The organism is Anaerostipes hominis (ex Lee et al. 2021), assembly GCF_002270485.1.
In the GTDB taxonomy this organism is placed as follows: domain Bacteria; phylum Bacillota; class Clostridia; order Lachnospirales; family Lachnospiraceae; genus Anaerostipes; species Anaerostipes hominis.
In genome coordinates, this window is the sequence record NZ_NQOG01000006.1 from 1 (window position 1) to 18,993 (window position 18,993).

At 46.1% G+C, this 18,993-nt stretch carries 21 protein-coding genes, 2 pseudogenes and 1 riboswitch; of the genes and pseudogenes, 16 read left to right on the plus strand and 7 right to left on the minus strand.

All coding sequences use genetic code 11. The annotated features are described in order from the left end of the window. Nucleotides 1-136: 136 nt before the first annotated feature. From CI597_RS07355 to CI597_RS07380, 6 genes are all read right to left on the minus strand, one after another. Entirely contained in the window at nucleotides 137-1,471 is a 1,335-nt protein-coding gene (locus tag CI597_RS07355) for an MATE family efflux transporter (protein WP_186992537.1), read from the minus strand. 176 nt (nucleotides 1,472-1,647) lie between these two features. Further along, complete coding sequence (locus CI597_RS07360; RefSeq protein WP_024727613.1) at nucleotides 1,648-2,433, minus strand: sirohydrochlorin cobaltochelatase; 786 nt, start codon at nucleotides 2,431-2,433, stop codon at nucleotides 1,648-1,650. Nucleotides 2,434-2,459: 26 nt separating this feature from the next. Beyond that, entirely contained in the window at nucleotides 2,460-3,302 is an 843-nt protein-coding gene (locus CI597_RS07365) for an energy-coupling factor ABC transporter ATP-binding protein (RefSeq protein WP_024727612.1), read from the minus strand. Beyond that, a complete protein-coding gene (gene cbiQ, locus CI597_RS07370) occupies nucleotides 3,299-4,072 on the minus strand; it encodes a cobalt ECF transporter T component CbiQ (protein WP_081723837.1) in 774 nt (257 codons plus the stop codon). The genes CI597_RS07365 and cbiQ overlap by 4 nt, the downstream gene beginning before the upstream one ends. Beyond that, nucleotides 4,062-4,394, minus strand: coding sequence for an energy-coupling factor ABC transporter substrate-binding protein (locus tag CI597_RS07375; RefSeq protein ID WP_024727610.1), 333 nt, complete (start codon nucleotides 4,392-4,394; stop codon nucleotides 4,062-4,064). The genes cbiQ and CI597_RS07375 overlap by 11 nt, the downstream gene beginning before the upstream one ends. Continuing rightward, on the minus strand, nucleotides 4,384-5,145 hold the full coding sequence (locus CI597_RS07380) for an energy-coupling factor ABC transporter permease (protein ID WP_024727609.1): 762 nt from the start codon (nucleotides 5,143-5,145) through the stop codon (nucleotides 4,384-4,386). The genes CI597_RS07375 and CI597_RS07380 overlap by 11 nt, the downstream gene beginning before the upstream one ends. A 148-nt stretch (nucleotides 5,146-5,293) precedes the next feature. Further along, a riboswitch (cobalamin riboswitch) is annotated at nucleotides 5,294-5,474 on the minus strand. Nucleotides 5,475-5,541: 67 nt separating this feature from the next. Here CI597_RS07380 and cobA point away from each other — a divergent pair. The 16 genes and pseudogenes from cobA to moaA all read left to right on the plus strand — a co-directional run bounded on the left by cobA (nucleotide 5,542) and on the right by moaA (nucleotide 17,637). Beyond that, nucleotides 5,542-7,056 (plus strand): uroporphyrinogen-III C-methyltransferase, encoded by a 1,515-nt coding sequence (gene cobA / locus CI597_RS07385; protein ID WP_024727608.1) that lies wholly within the window; start codon nucleotides 5,542-5,544, stop codon nucleotides 7,054-7,056. Further along, nucleotides 7,053-7,337 carry a cysteine-rich small domain-containing protein gene (locus tag CI597_RS07390; protein ID WP_024727607.1) on the plus strand — a complete coding sequence of 95 codons (285 nt, stop codon included), beginning with the start codon at nucleotides 7,053-7,055 and terminating at the stop codon, nucleotides 7,335-7,337. Before cobA ends, CI597_RS07390 begins: the two co-directional genes overlap by 4 nt. A gap of 421 nt (nucleotides 7,338-7,758) precedes the next feature. Next, nucleotides 7,759-8,097, plus strand: a complete 339-nt coding sequence (locus CI597_RS07395) for a helix-turn-helix domain-containing protein (protein ID WP_024727606.1) — start codon at nucleotides 7,759-7,761, stop codon at nucleotides 8,095-8,097. 110 nt (nucleotides 8,098-8,207) lie between these two features. Beyond that, entirely contained in the window at nucleotides 8,208-8,462 is a 255-nt protein-coding gene (locus CI597_RS07400) for a hypothetical protein (RefSeq protein ID WP_009289659.1), read from the plus strand. A 114-nt stretch (nucleotides 8,463-8,576) separates the two neighbouring features. Then, nucleotides 8,577-9,236 carry a viroplasmin family protein gene (locus CI597_RS07405; RefSeq protein WP_024727605.1) on the plus strand — a complete coding sequence of 220 codons (660 nt, stop codon included), beginning with the start codon at nucleotides 8,577-8,579 and terminating at the stop codon, nucleotides 9,234-9,236. 8 nt (nucleotides 9,237-9,244) lie between these two features. Beyond that, on the plus strand, nucleotides 9,245-9,907 hold the full coding sequence (locus tag CI597_RS07410; RefSeq protein WP_024727604.1) for an HAD family hydrolase: 663 nt from the start codon (nucleotides 9,245-9,247) through the stop codon (nucleotides 9,905-9,907). A gap of 144 nt (nucleotides 9,908-10,051) precedes the next feature. Then, on the plus strand, nucleotides 10,052-10,177 hold the full coding sequence (locus CI597_RS19390; RefSeq protein ID WP_243167425.1) for a V-type ATPase subunit: 126 nt from the start codon (nucleotides 10,052-10,054) through the stop codon (nucleotides 10,175-10,177). Next, a complete protein-coding gene (locus tag CI597_RS18425; RefSeq protein ID WP_024727603.1) occupies nucleotides 10,174-10,428 on the plus strand; it encodes a hypothetical protein in 255 nt (84 codons plus the stop codon). The genes CI597_RS19390 and CI597_RS18425 overlap by 4 nt, the downstream gene beginning before the upstream one ends. 2 nt (nucleotides 10,429-10,430) lie before the next feature. Next, nucleotides 10,431-10,853, plus strand: coding sequence for a hypothetical protein (locus CI597_RS18430; RefSeq protein WP_024727602.1), 423 nt, complete (start codon nucleotides 10,431-10,433; stop codon nucleotides 10,851-10,853). A gap of 155 nt (nucleotides 10,854-11,008) precedes the next feature. Beyond that, a pseudogene (locus CI597_RS07425) lies at nucleotides 11,009-11,134 on the plus strand (V-type ATP synthase subunit F); the annotation flags it as partial. Nucleotides 11,135-11,159: 25 nt separating this feature from the next. Next, the gene (locus CI597_RS07430; protein ID WP_024727601.1) at nucleotides 11,160-12,812 is read left to right on the plus strand and encodes a V-type ATP synthase subunit A; all 1,653 of its coding nucleotides are present in this window, start codon (nucleotides 11,160-11,162) and stop codon (nucleotides 12,810-12,812) included. A 45-nt stretch (nucleotides 12,813-12,857) separates the two neighbouring features. After that, nucleotides 12,858-14,006: pseudogene (locus CI597_RS19395) on the plus strand (V-type ATP synthase subunit B). A gap of 28 nt (nucleotides 14,007-14,034) precedes the next feature. Further along, nucleotides 14,035-14,655 (plus strand): V-type ATP synthase subunit D, encoded by a 621-nt coding sequence (locus tag CI597_RS07440; RefSeq protein ID WP_024727597.1) that lies wholly within the window; start codon nucleotides 14,035-14,037, stop codon nucleotides 14,653-14,655. A 16-nt stretch (nucleotides 14,656-14,671) separates the two neighbouring features. Next, complete coding sequence (locus tag CI597_RS07445) at nucleotides 14,672-15,280, plus strand: SOS response-associated peptidase (protein ID WP_024727596.1); 609 nt, start codon at nucleotides 14,672-14,674, stop codon at nucleotides 15,278-15,280. After that, complete coding sequence (locus CI597_RS07450; protein ID WP_024727595.1) at nucleotides 15,277-16,647, plus strand: aldehyde dehydrogenase; 1,371 nt, start codon at nucleotides 15,277-15,279, stop codon at nucleotides 16,645-16,647. Before CI597_RS07445 ends, CI597_RS07450 begins: the two co-directional genes overlap by 4 nt. Nucleotides 16,648-16,662: 15 nt before the next feature. Continuing rightward, nucleotides 16,663-17,637 carry a GTP 3',8-cyclase MoaA gene (moaA, locus tag CI597_RS07455; protein ID WP_024727594.1) on the plus strand — a complete coding sequence of 325 codons (975 nt, stop codon included), beginning with the start codon at nucleotides 16,663-16,665 and terminating at the stop codon, nucleotides 17,635-17,637. Nucleotides 17,638-17,701: 64 nt separating this feature from the next. Here moaA and CI597_RS07460 read toward each other — a convergent pair whose 3' ends face one another. Then, nucleotides 17,702-18,898 (minus strand): FprA family A-type flavoprotein, encoded by a 1,197-nt coding sequence (locus CI597_RS07460; RefSeq protein WP_024727593.1) that lies wholly within the window; start codon nucleotides 18,896-18,898, stop codon nucleotides 17,702-17,704. Between the last annotated feature and the right edge of the window lie 95 nt (nucleotides 18,899-18,993).

Sequence of the window (18,993 nt, forward strand, 5' to 3'; positions counted from 1 at the left end):
AGGGCAATCTCAAAAGAAAAGCTGAAACAGGCAGGGCTTGTGAGTTGCTACGATTATTACATGGAACGTCATGCTTTGAAGTTATGTTGAACCGCCGTATGCCGAACGGCATGTACGGTGGTGTGAGAGGGGAGATTTAATCTCCCCTACTCGATTGCTTCTGTGTTTTTGTAATAAACCTAAAAAGCAGGATCATTCCAATCAGACTGACAAGCAGTTCGGTCATGGGAAAGGCTGCCCAGACTCCTGTAATGCCTCCCAGGGCAGACAATATAAAAGCCATAGGAATGATAATGACAAATCCCCGGAGGATCGATATCATGTGTGCCGGCCGGGGGTATTCCGTTGAAGTGAAGTAAACGGCAGCCACAATATTGAAACCAGCAAATACAGAGGCTGTAAAGTATATTTTCAGTCCTGCGGCTGCGATATCCTGAAGTGTCTTATTGTGATTGCTGTTAAAGATTCCGGTAATCGGTTCCGCACCGAAAAACATACACAGATAAACGCAGGCGGAGATTACAATAACCGCGGTGACAGCGTAACGTAAAATCGCAGTAACATTTTTATGGTTTCCGGCACCGTAATTGCTGCTTAAGACAGGCTGTATCCCCTGTGCGATGCCTGTATAGACTGCCATGACGACCAGTGACAGATTCGCGATGACACCATAGGCCGCAACGCCGATGTTCCCCGCAATGTGCAGCAGGATCACATTAAATACAATGATCACGATACCGGAAGAAACTTCTGTGATCAAAGACGGAAGTCCGCTTGAAAAAATATCAAGCAGAAGGTTTGCCGAAAGTCTGCATTTCTTTAAATGAAACTGATTTCTTTTATTTATCAGATAAGGGGACAGAATCAAAATGCTGATTACCGGTGCCAGTCCGGTGGCAAACGCTGCCCCGAACAATCCCATTCCGAGCGGAAATATAAATATATAATCCAAAATAACATTAGACAGACTGCCGCAGATCATGGCTGTCATGGATAACTGGGGATTTCCGTCATTTCTTATGAAACACAGCAAAAGATTATTTGTCATAAAAATTGGGGCAAACAACAGAATAACCTGTAAATAAGTTTTTGTCATTTTGAACACAGATTCGTTGGCTCCCAACATACTGACCATAGGGCCGGAGCAGAAAATACCAAGCAGGAAGAAGATACCTGCGATGATTCCGGTCAAAACCACAGCATTTGTAAATACCTGATTCGCTTTGACTTTATTTTTCTGGCTTCTTAGAATTGAATATTTTGTTCCTCCTCCGATTCCGAGCATTAATCCGCTGCCGTTTATAAAGCTGTAAACCGGAATTGCAAGGTTTAAGGAGGTCAGTCCATCAGCGCCTAATGCCCTGGAGACAAAAAAGGTATCTGCCAGGATATAAAAGGACAACCCTAACATACCCAGTACATTGAGCGAAGAATACTTCAAAAAAACTTTAAAACATGAGATCTCTTTCATATGGTATATACCTTCCTTATGCATTTGTGTACATCTCCGCAGGACTTTCCTATGGCATAAAAAACGTCTTACTCATTCCAACAAAGGCCTACTGGAATGAATAAGACGTTACCCGGCGGTAATGAACATTTATGCTATTTTTTATAGAATATCATATTGACTGAGAAAGTCAATATCTAGGTACAGGATTTCGCGTGTTCTGCAAACAGCTCCCTGACCCCGTCATATTCCCCGAGTCCTTTCATTACACATTCTACTTGATATCCCGCCGACACAAACTGAGAGTACCAGGAATCCGGGTCGTCTCCCGCCATATCATGTCTTGCATGATCTCCGGCCACGATCATAAAAGGCGCAAGAATGACTTTCTTCGGATGGAATTCTTTTACCATACGCATCAGGGAATGCATATTCGGGAAGGCTTCTACTGTACCCAGAAAGATATTTTTAAACCCCATATCCTTGAACCGGTAGTCAAGGGCAGCATAGACAGTATTGGCATAGTGAGTAGTGCCGTGTCCCATCAGAACCAGGACATCTTTGTCAGAGATCCACGAAAACTCCGATGCCACCGCATTCACAACCGTTTCATTGTCGGATTCCGATGAGAGAAGAGGTGCCCCGAAGACAATAGAATGAAAAGAGTCCCGGAAGGAAAGAGCGTCTGTTTTCATCTGATCGTTTTCCACGCCGTTGATCACATGGGTGGGCTGGATGATCACATCTGCAATGCCGTCGGCTTTCATGCGCTCCATGGCTTCGGGAACAGAGTCAATATGGATTCCGTCTCTCTTTTTTATTTTTTCAAGGATCATCCGGCTGGTCCAGGCACGGTACATTTTGTGATCCGGAAAATGTTCTTTTAATGTATCTTCGATTGCTTCGATCGTTTTTTTTCGTGTATCTTCATAGCTGGTCCCAAAACTGACCGCTAATATTGCTTTTTTTCTAGTATCGTTCATTATTCTCCTCCGCAGACAGGGAATCTTCAGATTCCTTCGATGAAATGTAAAAGCTCCATGAGACTTCTGGGAGCCGGAAATTTCTCATTGATCATCTTTTTCCGGCAAAGACTTTCATATATAGAGAGTACAGCCGGCTGAGACAAATTGGTGAGGTTAAGAGCCGGCCTGTCAGAAAATACTTCCAGGGGTGATCCGGCTTTGAGAACTTTGCCCTGATGAAACAAGATGATCTGATCTGCCCATGAAAAAGCATAGTCCGGATCATGAGTTGAGATCAGAACCGTAATACCGGATTCTGTCATCTGATCGATGATTTTATTTAACATGTCTGTATGCTTCGGGTCAAGGGCCGCGGCAGGTTCATCCAGAATCACAATATCAGGATGCATGACAAGGATATCGGCGACAGCCACCTGTTTTTTCTGTCCTCCGCTTAGGGCATGTGTAGGGCGGTCTTTTAATTCTGTAATATCCAGCGCATCCATGATTTTTTCCGTCTCTCTCAGGGCTGTCTCATTGTCTGCCCCAAGATTTAAAATGCCAAAAGAAATCTCCTGCCGGACACTGGCTGAAAACAGCTGGTTATCGGGGTCCTGAAATACGATGCCGATCCTGCTTCTCAAATTTAACAGGCTTTTCTTATCATAGGAATAAGGGGCTCCGCAAAAAGACAGGGCGCCTTTCTGGGGACGCAAAATACCGTTCAGGCAGAGAAAAAACGTGGACTTTCCGGAACCGTTTGCTCCCATAACCGCAGTTTTGCTCCCCCTCTTAATATCCAGAGAAAGCCCCTGTAAGGCCGGGATATCCTCTCCGTCATAAGTAAACCACAGATTATCAGCTGTTATCATAGACTCTGTTTTCATATGTAAATATTCCTTCCTATCGTGATAGACAGCAGAAGAAGTTCAAACAATATCATGCAAATGATTTCTTTCTTCTTCGGCGGATATTCTTCCAAAAGGACCCGTATGGTCCCGTCGTAGCATCTGGATTCCATGGCATCGTATAATCTGCCGGAGCGCATCACTGCCCGAATGAACAGAGCAGAGGCCATACCTCCGAATGCACGGACTGCCGTCTTAAAATTCCGGCAGGAAAGCCTGGACTCCTGGGAAATCCTTACAGCAGAAGCCTCTGACATTAAGACAAAAATAAACCGGTAAATGAGCAGAAACAATTCTATGAGCAGTGCCGGACATCTAAGTTTCTTTAAAATGCCGATCAGATCGGTTACCGGGGTTGACAGGGACAAAAAATATAGGCAGGACACCGCGGAAAGGGATGACAGGATCAGTCTGAGACCAAAGATGACCGATTCGGTGCTTCCTGTTATATAGTAGGGACCTGCCGGCACTGCATAGGCATCCAGAGGAGTTTTGGAAATATTGACGAGGATCGCCAGCGTGCTCAAGAGCAGGAAGACTGCGGGGATACGCATTAGCTTTATATACCGGCGGACGGGGATACCTCCTTTTCTTATTGTCAGCCATCCAAGGCTTAAAAGAACCAGAATGGAAACAGAAAAAGATCTGCTCAGGATACAGAGCAGAAGCGTCGTCACAGAAAAGCAGAACTTTTCCATGACGTTTACTTTTCTGAGCCCGGACCGGTAACCGTATTGATCAATCAGCATCATTTGCCGCCTCTGCCGAAGCAAGGAGACGTTTCCGTTCCCTTAAACGTCCCAGGTTATAGGCAATGATCCCGACACCGATCCCGGTCTGTACACAGAACAGAAGGCTTTCCACTTCGCCCGGAAGCTCTCCGTCAATGAAAGTTTCCAGGACGGGAGTGAACCATGGCTGATATTCCCTTCCCTCTATCTTTGATATCATGACACTGCCCGCATCGTCAGAGCCTCCGAACTCGGCGCCCTTTAGGGTAAACAGAGGGACCACAGCAATAAAGGCGGCCACTAAAAGCAGGATGATGACTTTTTTCTTATCACTTTTCATATGCATGTCCCTCCTTGATGAAGTCAAGAATCTTGAGTTCCGGGCGGGCATAGGACTCAAGCGAGATGATGATTACAACGGTCAGAATTCCTTCTACGATGGCGAGAGGGAGCTGGGTTGGAGCAAAAACTCCGAGAAATTTTGCCGCGGAGGCCAGAAAGCCACCCTGCTCTGATGGATACGCAAGTGCCAGCTGGACGCTGGTGATGCAGTATGTAAAAATGTCTCCAAGCATTGCGGCCAAAAATACGCTGATCCGGCGGTTCAGCCGGCATTTTTGACAGACCTTATACACTGCGAAGGATAAAAATGGCCCTGCAATTGCCATAGAAAAAGTATTGGCGCCAAGGGTCGTCAATCCCCCGTGGGCCAAGAGGACTGCCTGGAAGATCAGCACAATGATGCCCAGAATGCTCACAGCCAAAGGGCCGAACAAAATGGCTCCGAGTCCGGTGCCGGTCATATGAGAACAGCTTCCTGTGACAGAGGGGATTTTTAAAGAAGAGATAACGAAGATAAATGCTCCTGACATAGCCAGTATCGTCATCAGACGCCGGTCTTTGCTGACCGTCTTTTTGATGGAGAAAAATCCTGCGGCTAAAAACGGAAGGCTCAGAGCTCCCCAGGAGATACAGAGCTGTGGAGGAAGATACCCCTCCATGATGTGCATGGCGCTGGCTGTGCGGCCGAAGCCGAAGATGACAGCCGCCGCCAGTACAGCGGTTACAATGATTTTTTGATTGTTTTTCATGTTTGCTCCTTTCGATTCACTTAACTGTGTTTCGGTGTAAAAACTGCAACACCAAAAGCGCCAGATATACTGGTGCATCGAATATAGGCGCAGAAGGGCGCGGCTCCTTCGACGGTATATTCTACACCGGCTGTCTTTCGCAGACCGGTGTAAATCGCATGTTCACGGCAGGTCTTCTGACTCAGGCTTCACTGCCGCATTCCGCCTTCCCAGTTTCCCAGTGACATAATTGAAATGCGGCTCTTCCTATACAGCGGCGGGACCGTGCGGGAATCTCACCCGCTTTCCTATTCTCCTTTATCAAAGGCACCTGTAAACATTCAATTTCTCCCATTTTATCGAGTTGTTAGAACCTTGTCAATATGCTATGATGGAAATAAAAAGGAGAAATTACCGATGAAGACTGGAAAAGTATGGCTGGTGGGCGCAGGGCCCGGGTCCATCGGCCTTTTGACGATAAAAGCAGCGGAAGTGCTGAAGAAGGCGGATGTGATCATTTACGACAACCTGATCGGCACCGAAATATTATCGGCACTTCCAAAACAGGCTGATTACATTTATGTCGGAAAACGTTCCGGACAGCACACGATGCCTCAGGAAGAAATCAATCTGCTGCTTCTTAATGAAGCTCAAAAAGGCCGTTTTGTCGTGCGGCTGAAGGGAGGAGATCCCTTCCTGTTCGGCAGAGGAGGAGAAGAACTGGAACTATTAAAAGAACACTATATTCCATTTGAGATCGTTCCGGGCATCACCTCACCGGTTGCGGTGCCGGAATATAACGGTATCCCTGTGACTCACCGGGACTTTAGTTCTTCCGTGCATATCATAACCGGACACAAAAAAGCAGGAGCAGAATATGATATCGACTTTGAAGCTCTCGTGAGGACAAAAGGTACTCTGGTGTTTTTGATGGGTATTTCATCACTTCCAGATATCGCAAACTCCCTGATCTCTGCGGGAATGAACCCTCAGATGCCGGCGGCAGTGCTTTCCAGGGGAACCACGGCAGGACAGAAAAGAGTTTCTGCGCCGCTTTGTGAACTTCCTGAGGCCGTGTGCAAAAGCCGGATAAAGACTCCTGCGGTCATTGTCGTCGGACAGGTGTGCAGACTTTCAAAAGATTTTGCCTGGTATGAAGATCTTCCTCTGGCGGGATGCCGCATTTTACTGACCCGCCCGAAAGAGCTTATCTCAAAGACGGCTGCCATGTTCAGGGAACAAGGGGCCGAAGTCCTGGAAATGCCTTCTATCAGCATAGAGCCGGCAAGAGACCAGAGGAAACTTTCCATGGCTCTTGAAAAGATCGATTTTTATGACTGGATCGTGTTCACAAGTATCAATGGAGTCAGGATTTTCTTCGAAGAAATGAAAAAGCAGAAAAAAGATATCAGGAGCCTTGGTTCCTGCAGGATTGCCGCCATCGGTGCGGGTACGAAAAAGACATTGGAAGAGAAAGGCCTGTTCTGTGATCTGGTACCCGAACATTATGACGGAGTTTCTCTTTCCAGGGCACTCGCGGACAGACTTTCAGGTACGGAGCATATCCTGATGCCGCGGGCAGCTTCGGGAAATCAGGAAATTGTACGGATTCTTCAGAAAAAGCCCGGGATTCAGACAGATGATATAGGAATCTATGAGACTCGATGTGAGAACTGGCAGCTGGTCCCTGTAAAAGAAATGATCGAATCGGGAGAGATCGATTGGGCAGTCTTTACAAGCGCCTCCACAGTTCGGGGATTTGCGGCCGCCCTGGCGGATACGTGCATCAAAGGGATGAAGGCAGCATGTATCGGAGAGCAGACCGCCCAGGCGGCGAAAGAATTTGAGATGAATGTATATACTGCAGAGCAGGCATCGGTCGAAAGTCTCGTCCGCCTTATTTTAGAACATCAGACAGGAAGTAAATTATGAAGAAAGAGAAAAAAAACTATCAATTTTTCCGGCACAGAGACTGTGAGTATTTCCCCTGCCATGAAACGGATGATATCGATAACTTTAATTGCCTTTTTTGTTACTGTCCGCTTTATATGCTTGGGGAGAACTGCGGCGGCAGCTTTAGATTAAAAAACGGCGTGAAAGACTGCAGTCAGTGCATGATCCCTCATAAAAGAAAAAATTATGGCTATATCACCGGAAAATTTTCTGAGATTGCCGCTGCAATGAGAGCTTCCGGAGATCAGCAGCAGAAATAATCCTTCCTTTTCAGTTCCGCATTCATTGTTCCGATTTTCTCTTATGAAGCCGATATATCTGACATATCCTTCCGCATTAGTTCCATAATAGTGTCCTGCTCTGCAGCGATGGCTGCAAAAGCTGCACTCCCGATGACTCATAAATTTATTTTCATTTTGATATCCTGTTCCTGTCACGTTTGAAAGACGGCTTTCTTATGAATCATATAAATAGAAAATGGATGACAAAATTCGACATAAAAGAAGAAGCATTTTCAAATCCATCTTTTTGTGTGCAGAGAGATGACAATACATACGTCTACGCATCTAGTGAAACGGGAAACCTTTTGTATATAATGAAATACATGTATGTTAAAACCTTATAGATAAGGCTGTGAAAGGATATGAGAGAGAGAAAATAATACCGATTGGAGCCATGCACATGGAACGCAGATTGTTGGGTAAGAGGATTAACCAGATTCGGAAAGAAAGAGGGCTGACTTCCGAAGCTCTTTCAGAAATTTGTGATGTAAATGCCGGACACATCAGGCAGATAGAATCAGGGATCAGGCTTCCAAGTCTGCCTCTGTTCATCAGAATATGTCAGGCATTAAAAACAGCACCAAATGAAATATTAAAAGATCAATTTGATCCGGAAATAATTGAGAGTGAAAATAAACTTCTCCTGAAAGTAGAAAGTTTGACTCCCAAACAAAAACGTATATTATCAGATTTGCTGGATACTTTTCAGAAAAGTATGAACGGAGATTCTGTCGAATAGAGACGGATTCCTTCATTTTATGTCTGTCGAAAAGAATAGACTTTTTCAGAATTTTGCTTTACTCTATAAGCATGAGCAGTGTTACTTTTAAGATAATAAAAGGAGCAAATATGAAATATATGTCTGAAGTTTTTTTAGAGTTGCTTGGAAATGATTTTAGTACAGAGAATGTGAGGCAGACCGCTGCCGCCGTAGGGAAATTACTGAATGACCGTACAACCGAATTAAGCGGTCAGGAGGCAAGGGACTTATGGGATGTCATGAAAGAATTTTCCTATCTGATCGACGATTGTTCTGTAAAACAGAAGGTCCTTGCCAAAGCAAATGCTACATACAGTTTTTCTGTAAATTTGTCGAATAACTAAAACTTCATCTTTTATCATTGAAATAGCGGCAATCAGGCAGGGGGTATCTGTACTTTCAGATACTTCCTGTTTCTGTTATAATAAAAAGCGGAAAAAATATGGAGGATTTACATCGTGGCAAACAAATTTTACGCAGTCAGACAAGGACGTAACCCGGGGATTTATCGCACATGGAAGGATTGTCAGGCACAGGTTTCCGGATTTCCGTGTGCTCAGTTTAAAAGCTTTCCTGCATTGTCCGAGGCCGAGGCATTTCTTAACTCTTCGGCCGGGCAGGATATGGAGATCGACGGCCAGACCCTGACAGCCTATGTAGACGGGAGCTATGACCATCGAAAAAAAGAATTTTCATATGGCATGGTCATCAGAAAAAAAGAGGGAGAATTGTATTTTGCCGAAAAATATGCAGATCCTGCGTTAGCCTCTATGAGAAATGTGGCCGGCGAGATCAAGGGCGCTCAAAAGGCAATGCAGTATGCTGTGGACAGAGGCTATCAAAAGCTGGCCATTTACTATGATTATGAGGGAATCGCAAAATGGTGCACCGGGGAGTGGGCCGCAAAGAAAGAGGGGACGAAGGCCTACCGTTCCTTCTACAATGGTGTGAAGGATCGGCTTCAGGTACGGTTTGTAAAGGTAAAAGGCCATTCCAATGATGAGTACAATGACAGGGCAGATATGCTTGCAAAGTCTGCGCTTGGCATCGGTGACGGAAGCTTTGTCTCAGACGGATCAGACCGGTGGATGCCGCAAAATAATCAAGAGAAAAAGTGAGGTGGAGGATGTTGGCTATACTGTTCGATGTGGATGATACACTCTATGATGTGTCCATACCTTTTTGCAGCGCATGCGAGAAGGTTTTTAAAGAGAGATATTCCATTCCTTCTATGGACCTGTTTCTGGCGGGAAGAATTCATGACGTCCCTGTTATTGAAAGAATCCGCAAAGCTTTCAGGAAATTCGGGATTCAGATTACAGAGTCAGAGGTGATGGAATTTCATGAGGTATACCGGATAGAACAGACAAAGATCACGCTGACAGAAGGAATGAAAAACATTCTGGAGTTTTGCAGACAAAAAGGAATTTTCACCGGAGTCATAACAAATGGGTTCTCCCGTGCTCAGTGGAACAAAGTAAAGAATCTTCACCTGGAAGCATGGATACCTGACAGCCGGATCATTGTATCCGGGGACGAGGGAGTCCGCAAGCCGGACCCCGGGATTTTCAAACTCGCGGAGCAGAGATTTGGACTTGACAGGAAGGATACATGGTTTATAGGGGATACATATGCCACAGATATAAGCGGAGCTATAAATGCCGGCTGGAATAGCATTTGGCTGAACCGGAGACAGGATATTCTGCCGGACGGCAAAGTATCTCCAGACTATACGGTGTCAGATGAAAAAGGTCTGTTTAACATCCTGCACTCAAAATGGTCCGACTGAAATATGCATCTGGAAACAGGGAAACATCTCTGGGTTTTCAGATGCTTTTTTTATGCATTAGGTGTATAATGAAAAAAACATTTTGACTTCAGAAGGGGGTGTGAGGATGGATGCGATTGTAAACAGGCTGGCTCTATCGCAAGCCTGACCGCATATCTCTTCTATAAGGAAGAGGAGATACAGAGACTGATCACCATTATGGAACGCGTCCGTTACGGCCTGCCTCCTGAACAGACGGCAGGTTATATGAAAGGAGTTATCGGGGTATGATTGTTAAGATGAAGTTTATAACTCTCACGGGCCCAAAGCGCGACATCGACAGAGTCACCAACGATTATCTGTCAAAATACGAGATTCAGCTTGAAAATGCTTTGTCGGAATTAAAGACGGTTGATAACCTGCAGCCGTTCACGGATACGAACCCTTATAAAAAGCCTCTGGAACGGGTCGATAAAGCCGCAGTATTCAGGCTCAAAAAGAAGCACTGGAGCTTGAGGAAAAGCATCTCACTGAACAAATAAAAATGATTGAACCATTCCGCCCCATGCAGTTTGTCCTGAGAGAAGTGTTCCACTTTCAATTCGTGAAATTCCGCTTCGGACGGGCACCTTTGGAATACTTTGAAAAGATGCTGGAGTTCATCGAACACAATCAGGATGTGATCTTTGTAGAGGGGGTACGAAATAACAGCTACGGGTATGGGGTCTATTTTACGTCCAGGTCCAAATCGGAACAGATCGATGCCATTTTCAAGTCTCTTCACTTTGAAAGGATTTTCATCCCGGACGAGTTCATCGGAACTCCGGAGGAGGCTTATGACGACCTTAACCGAAAACTTTCTATTCTCACAGAAAAAAAGAAGACTCTGGATAATAAGATGACACAGACACTGAACGAAAATGCGGATAAGATTTATGCTGCCAGGGAAACCTTTTTGTCTGTCTGATGGAAGGAGGTCTTCACTATGAATACATTAACAAAGCTTGTGCTGATTGCAGCCTTGATTTTAAGCGTTTTAATACCGTTCGGATACTATCGGCGGAAGGAATCTGCCTTTATGGGCTGGTCATCGCCTTTATGATCCTGGGAAAGCTGTGAGCCATGAAAATGTTTTTGATCAGTGATAATGTCGACACTTGCACAGGAATGCGGCTTGCTGGCGTGGATGGAATCGTTGTCCACGAAAAAGAGGAACTCTCCCGCGCACTTGAGAAGGAATACGCGGATTTTCTGTTCCGGGGAGGTGAGAAAAATGTCTGAGGCAGGCCGTATATACGGAATCAACGGACCGGTGGTCTACGTGAAGGGGGATATCGGGTTTAAAATGTCCGAGATGGTCTATGTGGGACCGGAAAAACTGGTTGGAGAAGTGATCTCTCTGGACAAGAATGCGGCTACAGTACAGGTTTTTGAAGATACGACCGGCATCCGTCCCGGAGACCAGGCAGAGGCCTCCGGATATCCGTTTTCTGTGTCACTGGCACCGGGGATTCTCCACAATATTTTTGATGGAATTGAACGCCCTCTTGAACAGATCGCTGCTCAGTCAGGCAAATTTATCAGACGGGGAACCCAGGTGGATTCCCTGGATTTTCAAAAACGCTGGGAAACACATATTGCCGTAGCAGCGGGAGAGCAGATAAAACCGGGGGATGTGATAGCCAGGGTGCCGGAGACGGCCGCCATCACCCACCGGTGCATGGTGCCTCCCGGTGTTCAGGGTGTCGTTGAAAAGACTGTCTGCGACGGAAGTTATACCATCGATGAACCGTTGGTCACAGTAAGGCAGGAAAATGGTGATCTCAGGGAACTTTCTATGATGCAGCAGTGGCCCATCAGAGTTCCGAGACCGGTCAGTCTGCGCTATCCGGCCTCCAGGCCTCTTATCACCGGTCAGAGAATTCTGGATACGATGTTCCCCATTGCAAAAGGCGGTACGGCCTGCATCCCGGGCGGTTTTGGAACCGGCAAGACTATGACCCAGCACCAGATCGCCAAGTGGTCGGATGCCGACATTATCATTTATATCGGATGCGGAGAGCGCGGAAATGAGATGACACAGGTGTTGGAGGAGTTTTCAAAACTGGTGGACCCGAGGAACGGGAATCCTTTGATGTACCGCACAGTTCTGATCGCCAATACGTCCAATATGCCTGTTGCCGCCAGGGAAGCAAGCATTTACACCGGACTGACCCTGGCCGAGTATTACAGAGATATGGGATATGACGTGGCAGTCATGGCAGATTCTACGTCCCGCTGGGCAGAAGCGCTGAGAGAACTTTCCGGGAGGCTGGAGGAGATGCCGGCGGAGGAAGGCTTTCCGGCCTATCTTGCCTCAAGACTGTCGGCCTTTTATGAGAGGGCGGGAACGATGATGAATTTAAACGGCACGGAAGGCTCCGTATCGATCATCGGCGCGGTATCGCCCCAGGGAGGCGACTTTTCAGAGCCGGTGACCCAGAATACAAAGAGGTTTGTGCGGTGCTTTTGGGGACTGGACAAAAGTCTTGCATATTCCAGACATTTCCCCGCTATCCACTGGCTGACCAGTTACAGCGAATACTTAAAAGATCTGGCTCCCTGGTATGGCGAACACGTCTCCATGGAGTTTGTGGACCACAGGAATCGCATCATGGCTCTCTTAAATCAGGAAAGCGGCCTGATGGAAATCGTCAAGCTGATCGGAAGCGATGTGCTCCCTGATGATCAGAAGCTGATCCTGGAGATCGCCAGAGTGATCCGTCTTGGATTTTTGCAGCAGAATGCCTTTCATAAAGACGATACAATCTTTGAAGCTGTGATATCCATGAAATATGATGTGCCCAATGACAGGCTGAAGATGTTTGATGAATATCGAAAAGCGGTGGATGATTTTTACCGGAAGATAATCGAGAAAAACGGTTAAATTGTCTGCAGTGTAAAAGGATTGTACCTGAAAGGAGTGTTTAACATGCCGATTGAATATTTGGGACTTGACAGGATCAATGGTCCTTTAGTGGTACTGGAGGGCTGCAGAGATGCTTTTTATGAGGAAATAGTAGAGTTTGTCATAGAGGGAAACAGGAAAAAACTTGGTAAGATCATCGAGCTTTATGAGGACAAGGCGATCATCCAGGTGTTTGACACGACAGATAATATGGGGCTTTCCAATACTCATACAAGGCTTACGGGACATCCCATGGAAATTTCTCTCTCCCCCGACATCCTTGGAAGGACATTAAACGGCCTTGGAAAACCTATCGATGGACTGGGGCCCATTGCGTCGAACGTAAAACGCAATGTCAACGGACTGCCTCTGAATCCGGTCCGCAGGGAGTATCCAAGGAATTTTATATGCACAGGGATTTCGGCAATCGACGGCCTGATGACACTGATCCGGGGACAGCATGGATAACTTCGGCATCGTGTTTGCCGCCATGGGTGTCAAACACGACGACGCGGATTTTTTCCGCAGGACATTTGAGGAGAGCGGTGCCTTAAGCCATGTGGCGATGTTTTTAAATATGGCTAACGACCCGGTAGCTGAGAGGCTGATCACGCCCAAGGTGGCGCTGACTGCGGCAGAATATCTGGCCTTTGAACATCATATGCATATTTTGGTCATTCTGACCGACATGACGGCCTTTGCGGAGGCCATGAGGGAAGTTTCCTCCTCCAAAGGAGAGATTCCAAGCAGAAAAGGATTTCCCGGTTATTTATACAGTGAACTGGCAATGATCTATGAGAGGGCTATACAAGGGAAGATCATCAGGACCTGGCAAACCAGCTGTTCTCCGCATATGCAAAAGTGGGGAACGCCAGAAATCTGGCCTCTGTCATCGGGGAAGACGAGCTGTCTTTGATCGACAAAAAGTATTTAGAGTTTGGAAAAGAGTTTGAGGAACGGTATATCGAACAGGGAAGTGAGGAAAACCGCACGATGACAGAGACCCTCGATCTCGGCTGGGAACTTCTCACTATTCTTCCGAGAGAGGAACTGGACCGTGTTAATACGAAACTTCTGGACCGTTATTATCGAAAGACCGGGGATAAGGATACTTATTCCAAAAAACCGGAGGACAGCAGGCCTCCGGCGGCAACAGATTCTTTGATGTTTTAGCCCAAGCTGAAAGAAAGGAGGGGGACGTATGGATCCAAGGACTTTTCCGACTAAGGGTAATCTGATGATCGCTAAAAACTCTCTCGCCCTGGCTATACAGGGATATGATCTGATGGACAAGAAACGAAACATTCTGATCAGAGAGCTTATGAACCTGATTGACCAGGCGAAGGATATTCAGAAACAGATCGATGTGACCTTTACTTACGCCTATCAATGTCTTCAGGCCGCAAATATCGAACACGGCATCAGCGAGACAGACCAGCTGGCCTATACGGTGCCCATCGAGGATTCTATTCAAATAAAAAGCCGCAGTATCATGGGAACAGAGATCCCTCTGGTGACTTATACACCGGATCAAAACATTCCGACCTATTCCTTCAGCACCACAGGGGAATCCATAGACAAAGCAAGAGAGGCTTTCCGGAAGGTCAAAGATCTGACCATCCGGCTTTCCATGGCCGAAAACTCTGCCTATCGGCTGGCGGCCAGCATCAAAAAGACGCAGAAGCGTACAAATGCCTTAAAAAATATTACGATTCCTTCTTATAGGAGTCTTGTGACCGAGATATCCAATGCCCTGGAAGAGAAGGAGAGAGAGGAATTCACCAGGCTTAAAGTGATCAAACGGAGAAAAAATAAAGCTTAACGGACAGGAGAGTACTATGTGCGGAAGATATTTTACAGACCCTTCAGTGGCAGAAGAACTCTATGATACATTCAGGATTCCCGGGACAGAAGATGTTGTCCCGGCGGCAGAGGACGTTCATCCCGCGGACACTGCGGATGTTCTGGTACGCACACCGGCAGGAATCGGACTTGAAAGGATGAGATGGGGATTTCCCGGTTTTGAAAAAAATCAGCTGATCTTCAATGCGAGGGCGGAGGGCGCACTCGAAAAAAGGATGTTCCGGGACAGCGTCCGTACCAAAAGAATCCTCGTGCCTTCCCGCGGTTTTTATGAGTGGGACAGCAAAAAGACGAAATATACTTTTCAACGTACAGACAAAAAACCGCTCCTGATGGCAGGATGCTGGAATCAGTTTGGCGCCTGTCAGCGTTTCGTGATCCTTACCACAGAAGCAAATGAATCTGTGAAGAGTGTCCACCACAGAATGCCTCTCATCCTGGACCCGGAAGATGCATGGATATGGCTTATGGATGACAGACAGACCGAATTCATATTACAGAAAATACCCGGCCCACTGGAAAAAAAGTCTGACTATGAACAGATGACTTTTTCTTTTTTATTCCATAAGGAGGAACCTTTATGACCATTGACCGATTAGTAAAACTTCAGAGAAATTTTTATTATACAGGTGCTTCACAATCATATACTTTTCGGATGGAAGCTCTGTGCCGTTTAGAACAGGCAGTAAAAAGCCATGAAAAACAGCTGATACGTGCTTTGAAAAAAGATTTGAATAAATCCGGCTTTGAATCATATATGACAGAAGTCGGATTGTTTTACAGTGAAATAAACTATGCAAAAAAACATTTAAAAGATTGGATGAAACCGCAGAGAAAGCCCACGCCGGTTAGCCAGTTTCACGCAAAAAGCTTTGAAATCTCCGAGCCTCTGGGTGTGGTTTTGATCATGGCTCCGTGGAACTATCCTTTTTTGCTGACGTCTGCCCCTCTGATCGGAGCCGTGGCTGCCGGAAACTGCTGTATCTTAAAGCCGTCCAGGGACGCATCCAACACATCCGCTCTGATCCGGCACATCGTAGAAGAGACTTTTCCCGCAGGCTATATCGCTGTTGTGGAAGGCGGAAGAGAGGAGAACCAACAGCTTCTCAGCCAGAAGTTTGATCATATTTTCTTTACCGGCAGCAAGACAGTAGGAAAAATTGTCATGGAACATGCGGCCCGCCGTCTGACACCCGTAACCCTGGAGCTTGGCGGAAAGAGTCCCTGTATCGTTGACAAGACGGCAGATCTTTCTCTGGCTGCCAAGAGGATTGTGTTCGGAAAATTGTTAAACAGCGGCCAGACTTGTGTGGCACCGGACTACATCCTCGTACATGCATCTGTAAAAGAGGCTTTGATAAAAGAACTGATCTACTGGACCTGCCGTATGCTCGGAAAGGAGCCTCTCTTAAACGGTGAATACCCAAAGATTATCAATGAAAAGCAATATCACAGGATTATGAAGCTGATCGAAGGAGAGACTGCCGCCTTCGGGGGGTACGGCTGTGAAGAAACACTGAAAATAGCACCGTCCATCCTTCCAGAGGTATCGTGGGATTCCCCCGTCATGCAGGAAGAGATCTTTGGTCCTGTGCTGCCTGTGATTTCCTACCGAAGATTTTCAGATGCGGTACGGCATATCAGACAGATGGAGAAGCCTCTGGCTCTCTATCTGTTTACAAGAAATAAGAAAATGGAACAATGGACTCTTAACAATCTGGCTTTCGGAGGCGGATGTATCAATGATACCGTCATACATCTCGCCACATCACACCTGGGATTCGGAGGAGTCGGTGAGAGCGGCATGGGGTCCTATCACGGCGAATATGGTTTTCGGACATTCAGTCACAGAAAGAGTATTGTAAAGAAATCAACATGGATGGATCTTCCCATCCGGTACCACCCATACCACGAGAGAAAAAACAGGCTGCTTCATCTGTTTTTGAGATAGAAAGGACACACAGTGATGAAAGATATCTACGGACGCACAATTGATTACATGAGGATTTCCGTCACTGACTGTTGTAATTTAAGGTGCCGGTATTGTATGCCGGAAGATATTCAATCTGTGGAACATGCAGATATTTTAAGCTACGAAGAACTGTTAAGCATATGTGAGAGCGCCGCAGATCTGGGCATCTGTAAGTTTAAGATCACGGGAGGAGAGCCTCTGGTGAGGAAAGGATGTGTTGGCTTTATAGAAAGGCTGAAACAGCTTCCCGGAGTCAGGCAGGTCACCCTGACCAGCAACGGCCTCCTCCTAAAACCATATCTTGAACGGCTGAAAGAGGCAGGGATCGACGGCATTAACGTCAGCCTGGACACACTGGACGAGAAAAAGTATAAAGCTGTTACCGGGAAAACAGGAGTACAGACGGTTTTGTCGGCCGTCAGAAAATCCGCCTGCATGGGACTGAACACCAAAATAAATTGTGTGATTATGAAGGGTATCAACGACGGGGAAATCTTTGATCTGCTGGATATAGGCAGAAAAGATGCCGTTGATATCCGTTTCATTGAGATAATGCCCATCGGCTTTGGAAAACAATTCACCGGAATGGATTCGGATGAGATCATGTCTCTGCTCCGTGAAAAATATCCCGGCATCAAAAAAGAAGAACAGGTCAGGGGAAACGGACCTGCCAGATATTTAAAAATCCCCGGTTTTTGCGGAGCCGTGGGGTTCATCGATGCGGTCCACTGTAAATTCTGCGGAAAGTGCAACAGAATCCGGCTCACCTCAGAAGGTTTCTTAAAGCCTTGTCTGTATTACAGCCGCGGCATACCTCTGAGAGAAAAATTAAGATCCGGAATATCAAGAGAAGAGCTTTCACAACTCATATGCCAGACTGTCCTGGATAAGCCTGAAGGACACCGATTTTCTGAGAGAGACCCGAACGGTAAAGCAGACAGCCGGAAAATGTCACAGATCGGAGGATAAAAAAGACGCTTTTAAATGGCCTATTGAGGTGGCCTTTAAAAGCGTCTTTTAGCATATATATTATTTAGTTCATAGATTCCAAAATTGCATCAACCATTGCGTCGATTTCCTCTGACTGGCTGTCGTTCAGCGCAGATTTGATCGTTATGGTTGGTTCCAGGACAGTCATTTCTTTCATACCTGACACCAACTCGTTCATCTGTCTGCCGGAAGTTGCCGCCCACGTTCCGTTCTGCATGAACGCTATGGTACGTTTCTGAAGATTATGTGCTTTCAGATCAAGCAGCACGGTCTCCATATTCGGGAAAATACCGCCGTTGTATGTCGGAGACGCAAATACCAGATGGCTTGCGCGGAATGCTTCGGAAACAACCACAGACGGATGGGTTACAGACACATCGTACATGGCAATATTTTTAAGACCTTTGTCAGCAAGGCGGGAAGCCAGTACATTGGCTGCATTTTCCGTGTTGCCGTAAATAGATGCATAAGCGATCATGACACCCTGGTCTTCCGGCTCGTAAGTGCTCCATTTCTGATACTTTTCAATGAACCACTCAAGGTCTTTTCTCCACACCGGACCATGGAGCGGACATATCATTCCGATTTCCACATTGGAAGCCTTCTTTAACAGAGCCTGTACCTGAGCTCCGTATTTTCCTACGATATTCGTATAATATCTTCTGGCATCATCCAGCCATTTGTGCTCAAATTCAATCTCATCGGCAAACAGATTTCCGTTGATCGCCCCGAAAGTTCCGAAGGCATCTGCAGAAAATAATATTTTGTCCGTCGTATCATATGTGACCATAACTTCCGGCCAATGTACCATAGGTGCCATAAGGAATGTGAAAGTATGTTTTCCGGTACAGAGGGTATCGTTTTCCTTCACGATGACAGCGTCTGTCTCGATCTTAAAGAACTGTTTGATAATGTCCGCCGTCTTTGCATTGCATACGATCTGAACATCCGGATATCGCATGATTACTTCTTTGAGCATGGCACAGTGATCAGGTTCCATGTGGTTGATAATCACATAATCCAGTGTGCGTTCTCCGAGCGCATGGACAAGGTTTTCAAAAAACTGCTCGCTGACAGCCTTGTCCACCGTATCGAAAAGCACTGTCTTTTCATCTAACAGCACATAAGAATTGTAAGAAACACCGTTTGGCACCGGAAAAATGTTTTCAAACAGGGCGAGTCTCCTGTCGTTTCCTCCGATCCAATATAAGTCGTCTGTAATATTTTTTGTACAATACATGTTTTCATCCCCTTAGCTTGTTTGATTATTTTTTGTCAATATTATATCAATACTAGTATAATGTCCCAAAATGCATTTTACAAGTCAAATATACC

Coding starts and splice junctions, on each gene's coding strand:
- CI597_RS07355 (WP_186992537.1), bottom strand. CDS start 1,471: ATGAAAGAGATCTCATGTTTTAAAGTTTTTTTGAAGTATTCTTCGCTC.
- CI597_RS07360 (WP_024727613.1), bottom strand. CDS start 2,433: ATGAACGATACTAGAAAAAAAGCAATATTAGCGGTCAGTTTTGGGACC.
- CI597_RS07365 (WP_024727612.1), bottom strand. CDS start 3,302: ATGAAAACAGAGTCTATGATAACAGCTGATAATCTGTGGTTTACTTAT.
- cbiQ (WP_081723837.1), bottom strand. CDS start 4,072: ATGCTGATTGATCAATACGGTTACCGGTCCGGGCTCAGAAAAGTAAAC.
- CI597_RS07375 (WP_024727610.1), bottom strand. CDS start 4,394: ATGAAAAGTGATAAGAAAAAAGTCATCATCCTGCTTTTAGTGGCCGCC.
- CI597_RS07380 (WP_024727609.1), bottom strand. CDS start 5,145: ATGAAAAACAATCAAAAAATCATTGTAACCGCTGTACTGGCGGCGGCT.
- cobA (WP_024727608.1), top strand. CDS start 5,542: ATGAAGACTGGAAAAGTATGGCTGGTGGGCGCAGGGCCCGGGTCCATC.
- CI597_RS07390 (WP_024727607.1), top strand. CDS start 7,053: ATGAAGAAAGAGAAAAAAAACTATCAATTTTTCCGGCACAGAGACTGT.
- CI597_RS07395 (WP_024727606.1), top strand. CDS start 7,759: ATGGAACGCAGATTGTTGGGTAAGAGGATTAACCAGATTCGGAAAGAA.
- CI597_RS07400 (WP_009289659.1), top strand. CDS start 8,208: ATGAAATATATGTCTGAAGTTTTTTTAGAGTTGCTTGGAAATGATTTT.
- CI597_RS07410 (WP_024727604.1), top strand. CDS start 9,245: ATGTTGGCTATACTGTTCGATGTGGATGATACACTCTATGATGTGTCC.
- CI597_RS18425 (WP_024727603.1), top strand. CDS start 10,174: ATGATTGTTAAGATGAAGTTTATAACTCTCACGGGCCCAAAGCGCGAC.
- CI597_RS18430 (WP_024727602.1), top strand. CDS start 10,431: ATGATTGAACCATTCCGCCCCATGCAGTTTGTCCTGAGAGAAGTGTTC.
- CI597_RS07430 (WP_024727601.1), top strand. CDS start 11,160: ATGTCTGAGGCAGGCCGTATATACGGAATCAACGGACCGGTGGTCTAC.
- CI597_RS07440 (WP_024727597.1), top strand. CDS start 14,035: ATGGATCCAAGGACTTTTCCGACTAAGGGTAATCTGATGATCGCTAAA.
- CI597_RS07445 (WP_024727596.1), top strand. CDS start 14,672: ATGTGCGGAAGATATTTTACAGACCCTTCAGTGGCAGAAGAACTCTAT.
- CI597_RS07450 (WP_024727595.1), top strand. CDS start 15,277: ATGACCATTGACCGATTAGTAAAACTTCAGAGAAATTTTTATTATACA.
- moaA (WP_024727594.1), top strand. CDS start 16,663: ATGAAAGATATCTACGGACGCACAATTGATTACATGAGGATTTCCGTC.
- CI597_RS07460 (WP_024727593.1), bottom strand. CDS start 18,898: ATGTATTGTACAAAAAATATTACAGACGACTTATATTGGATCGGAGGA.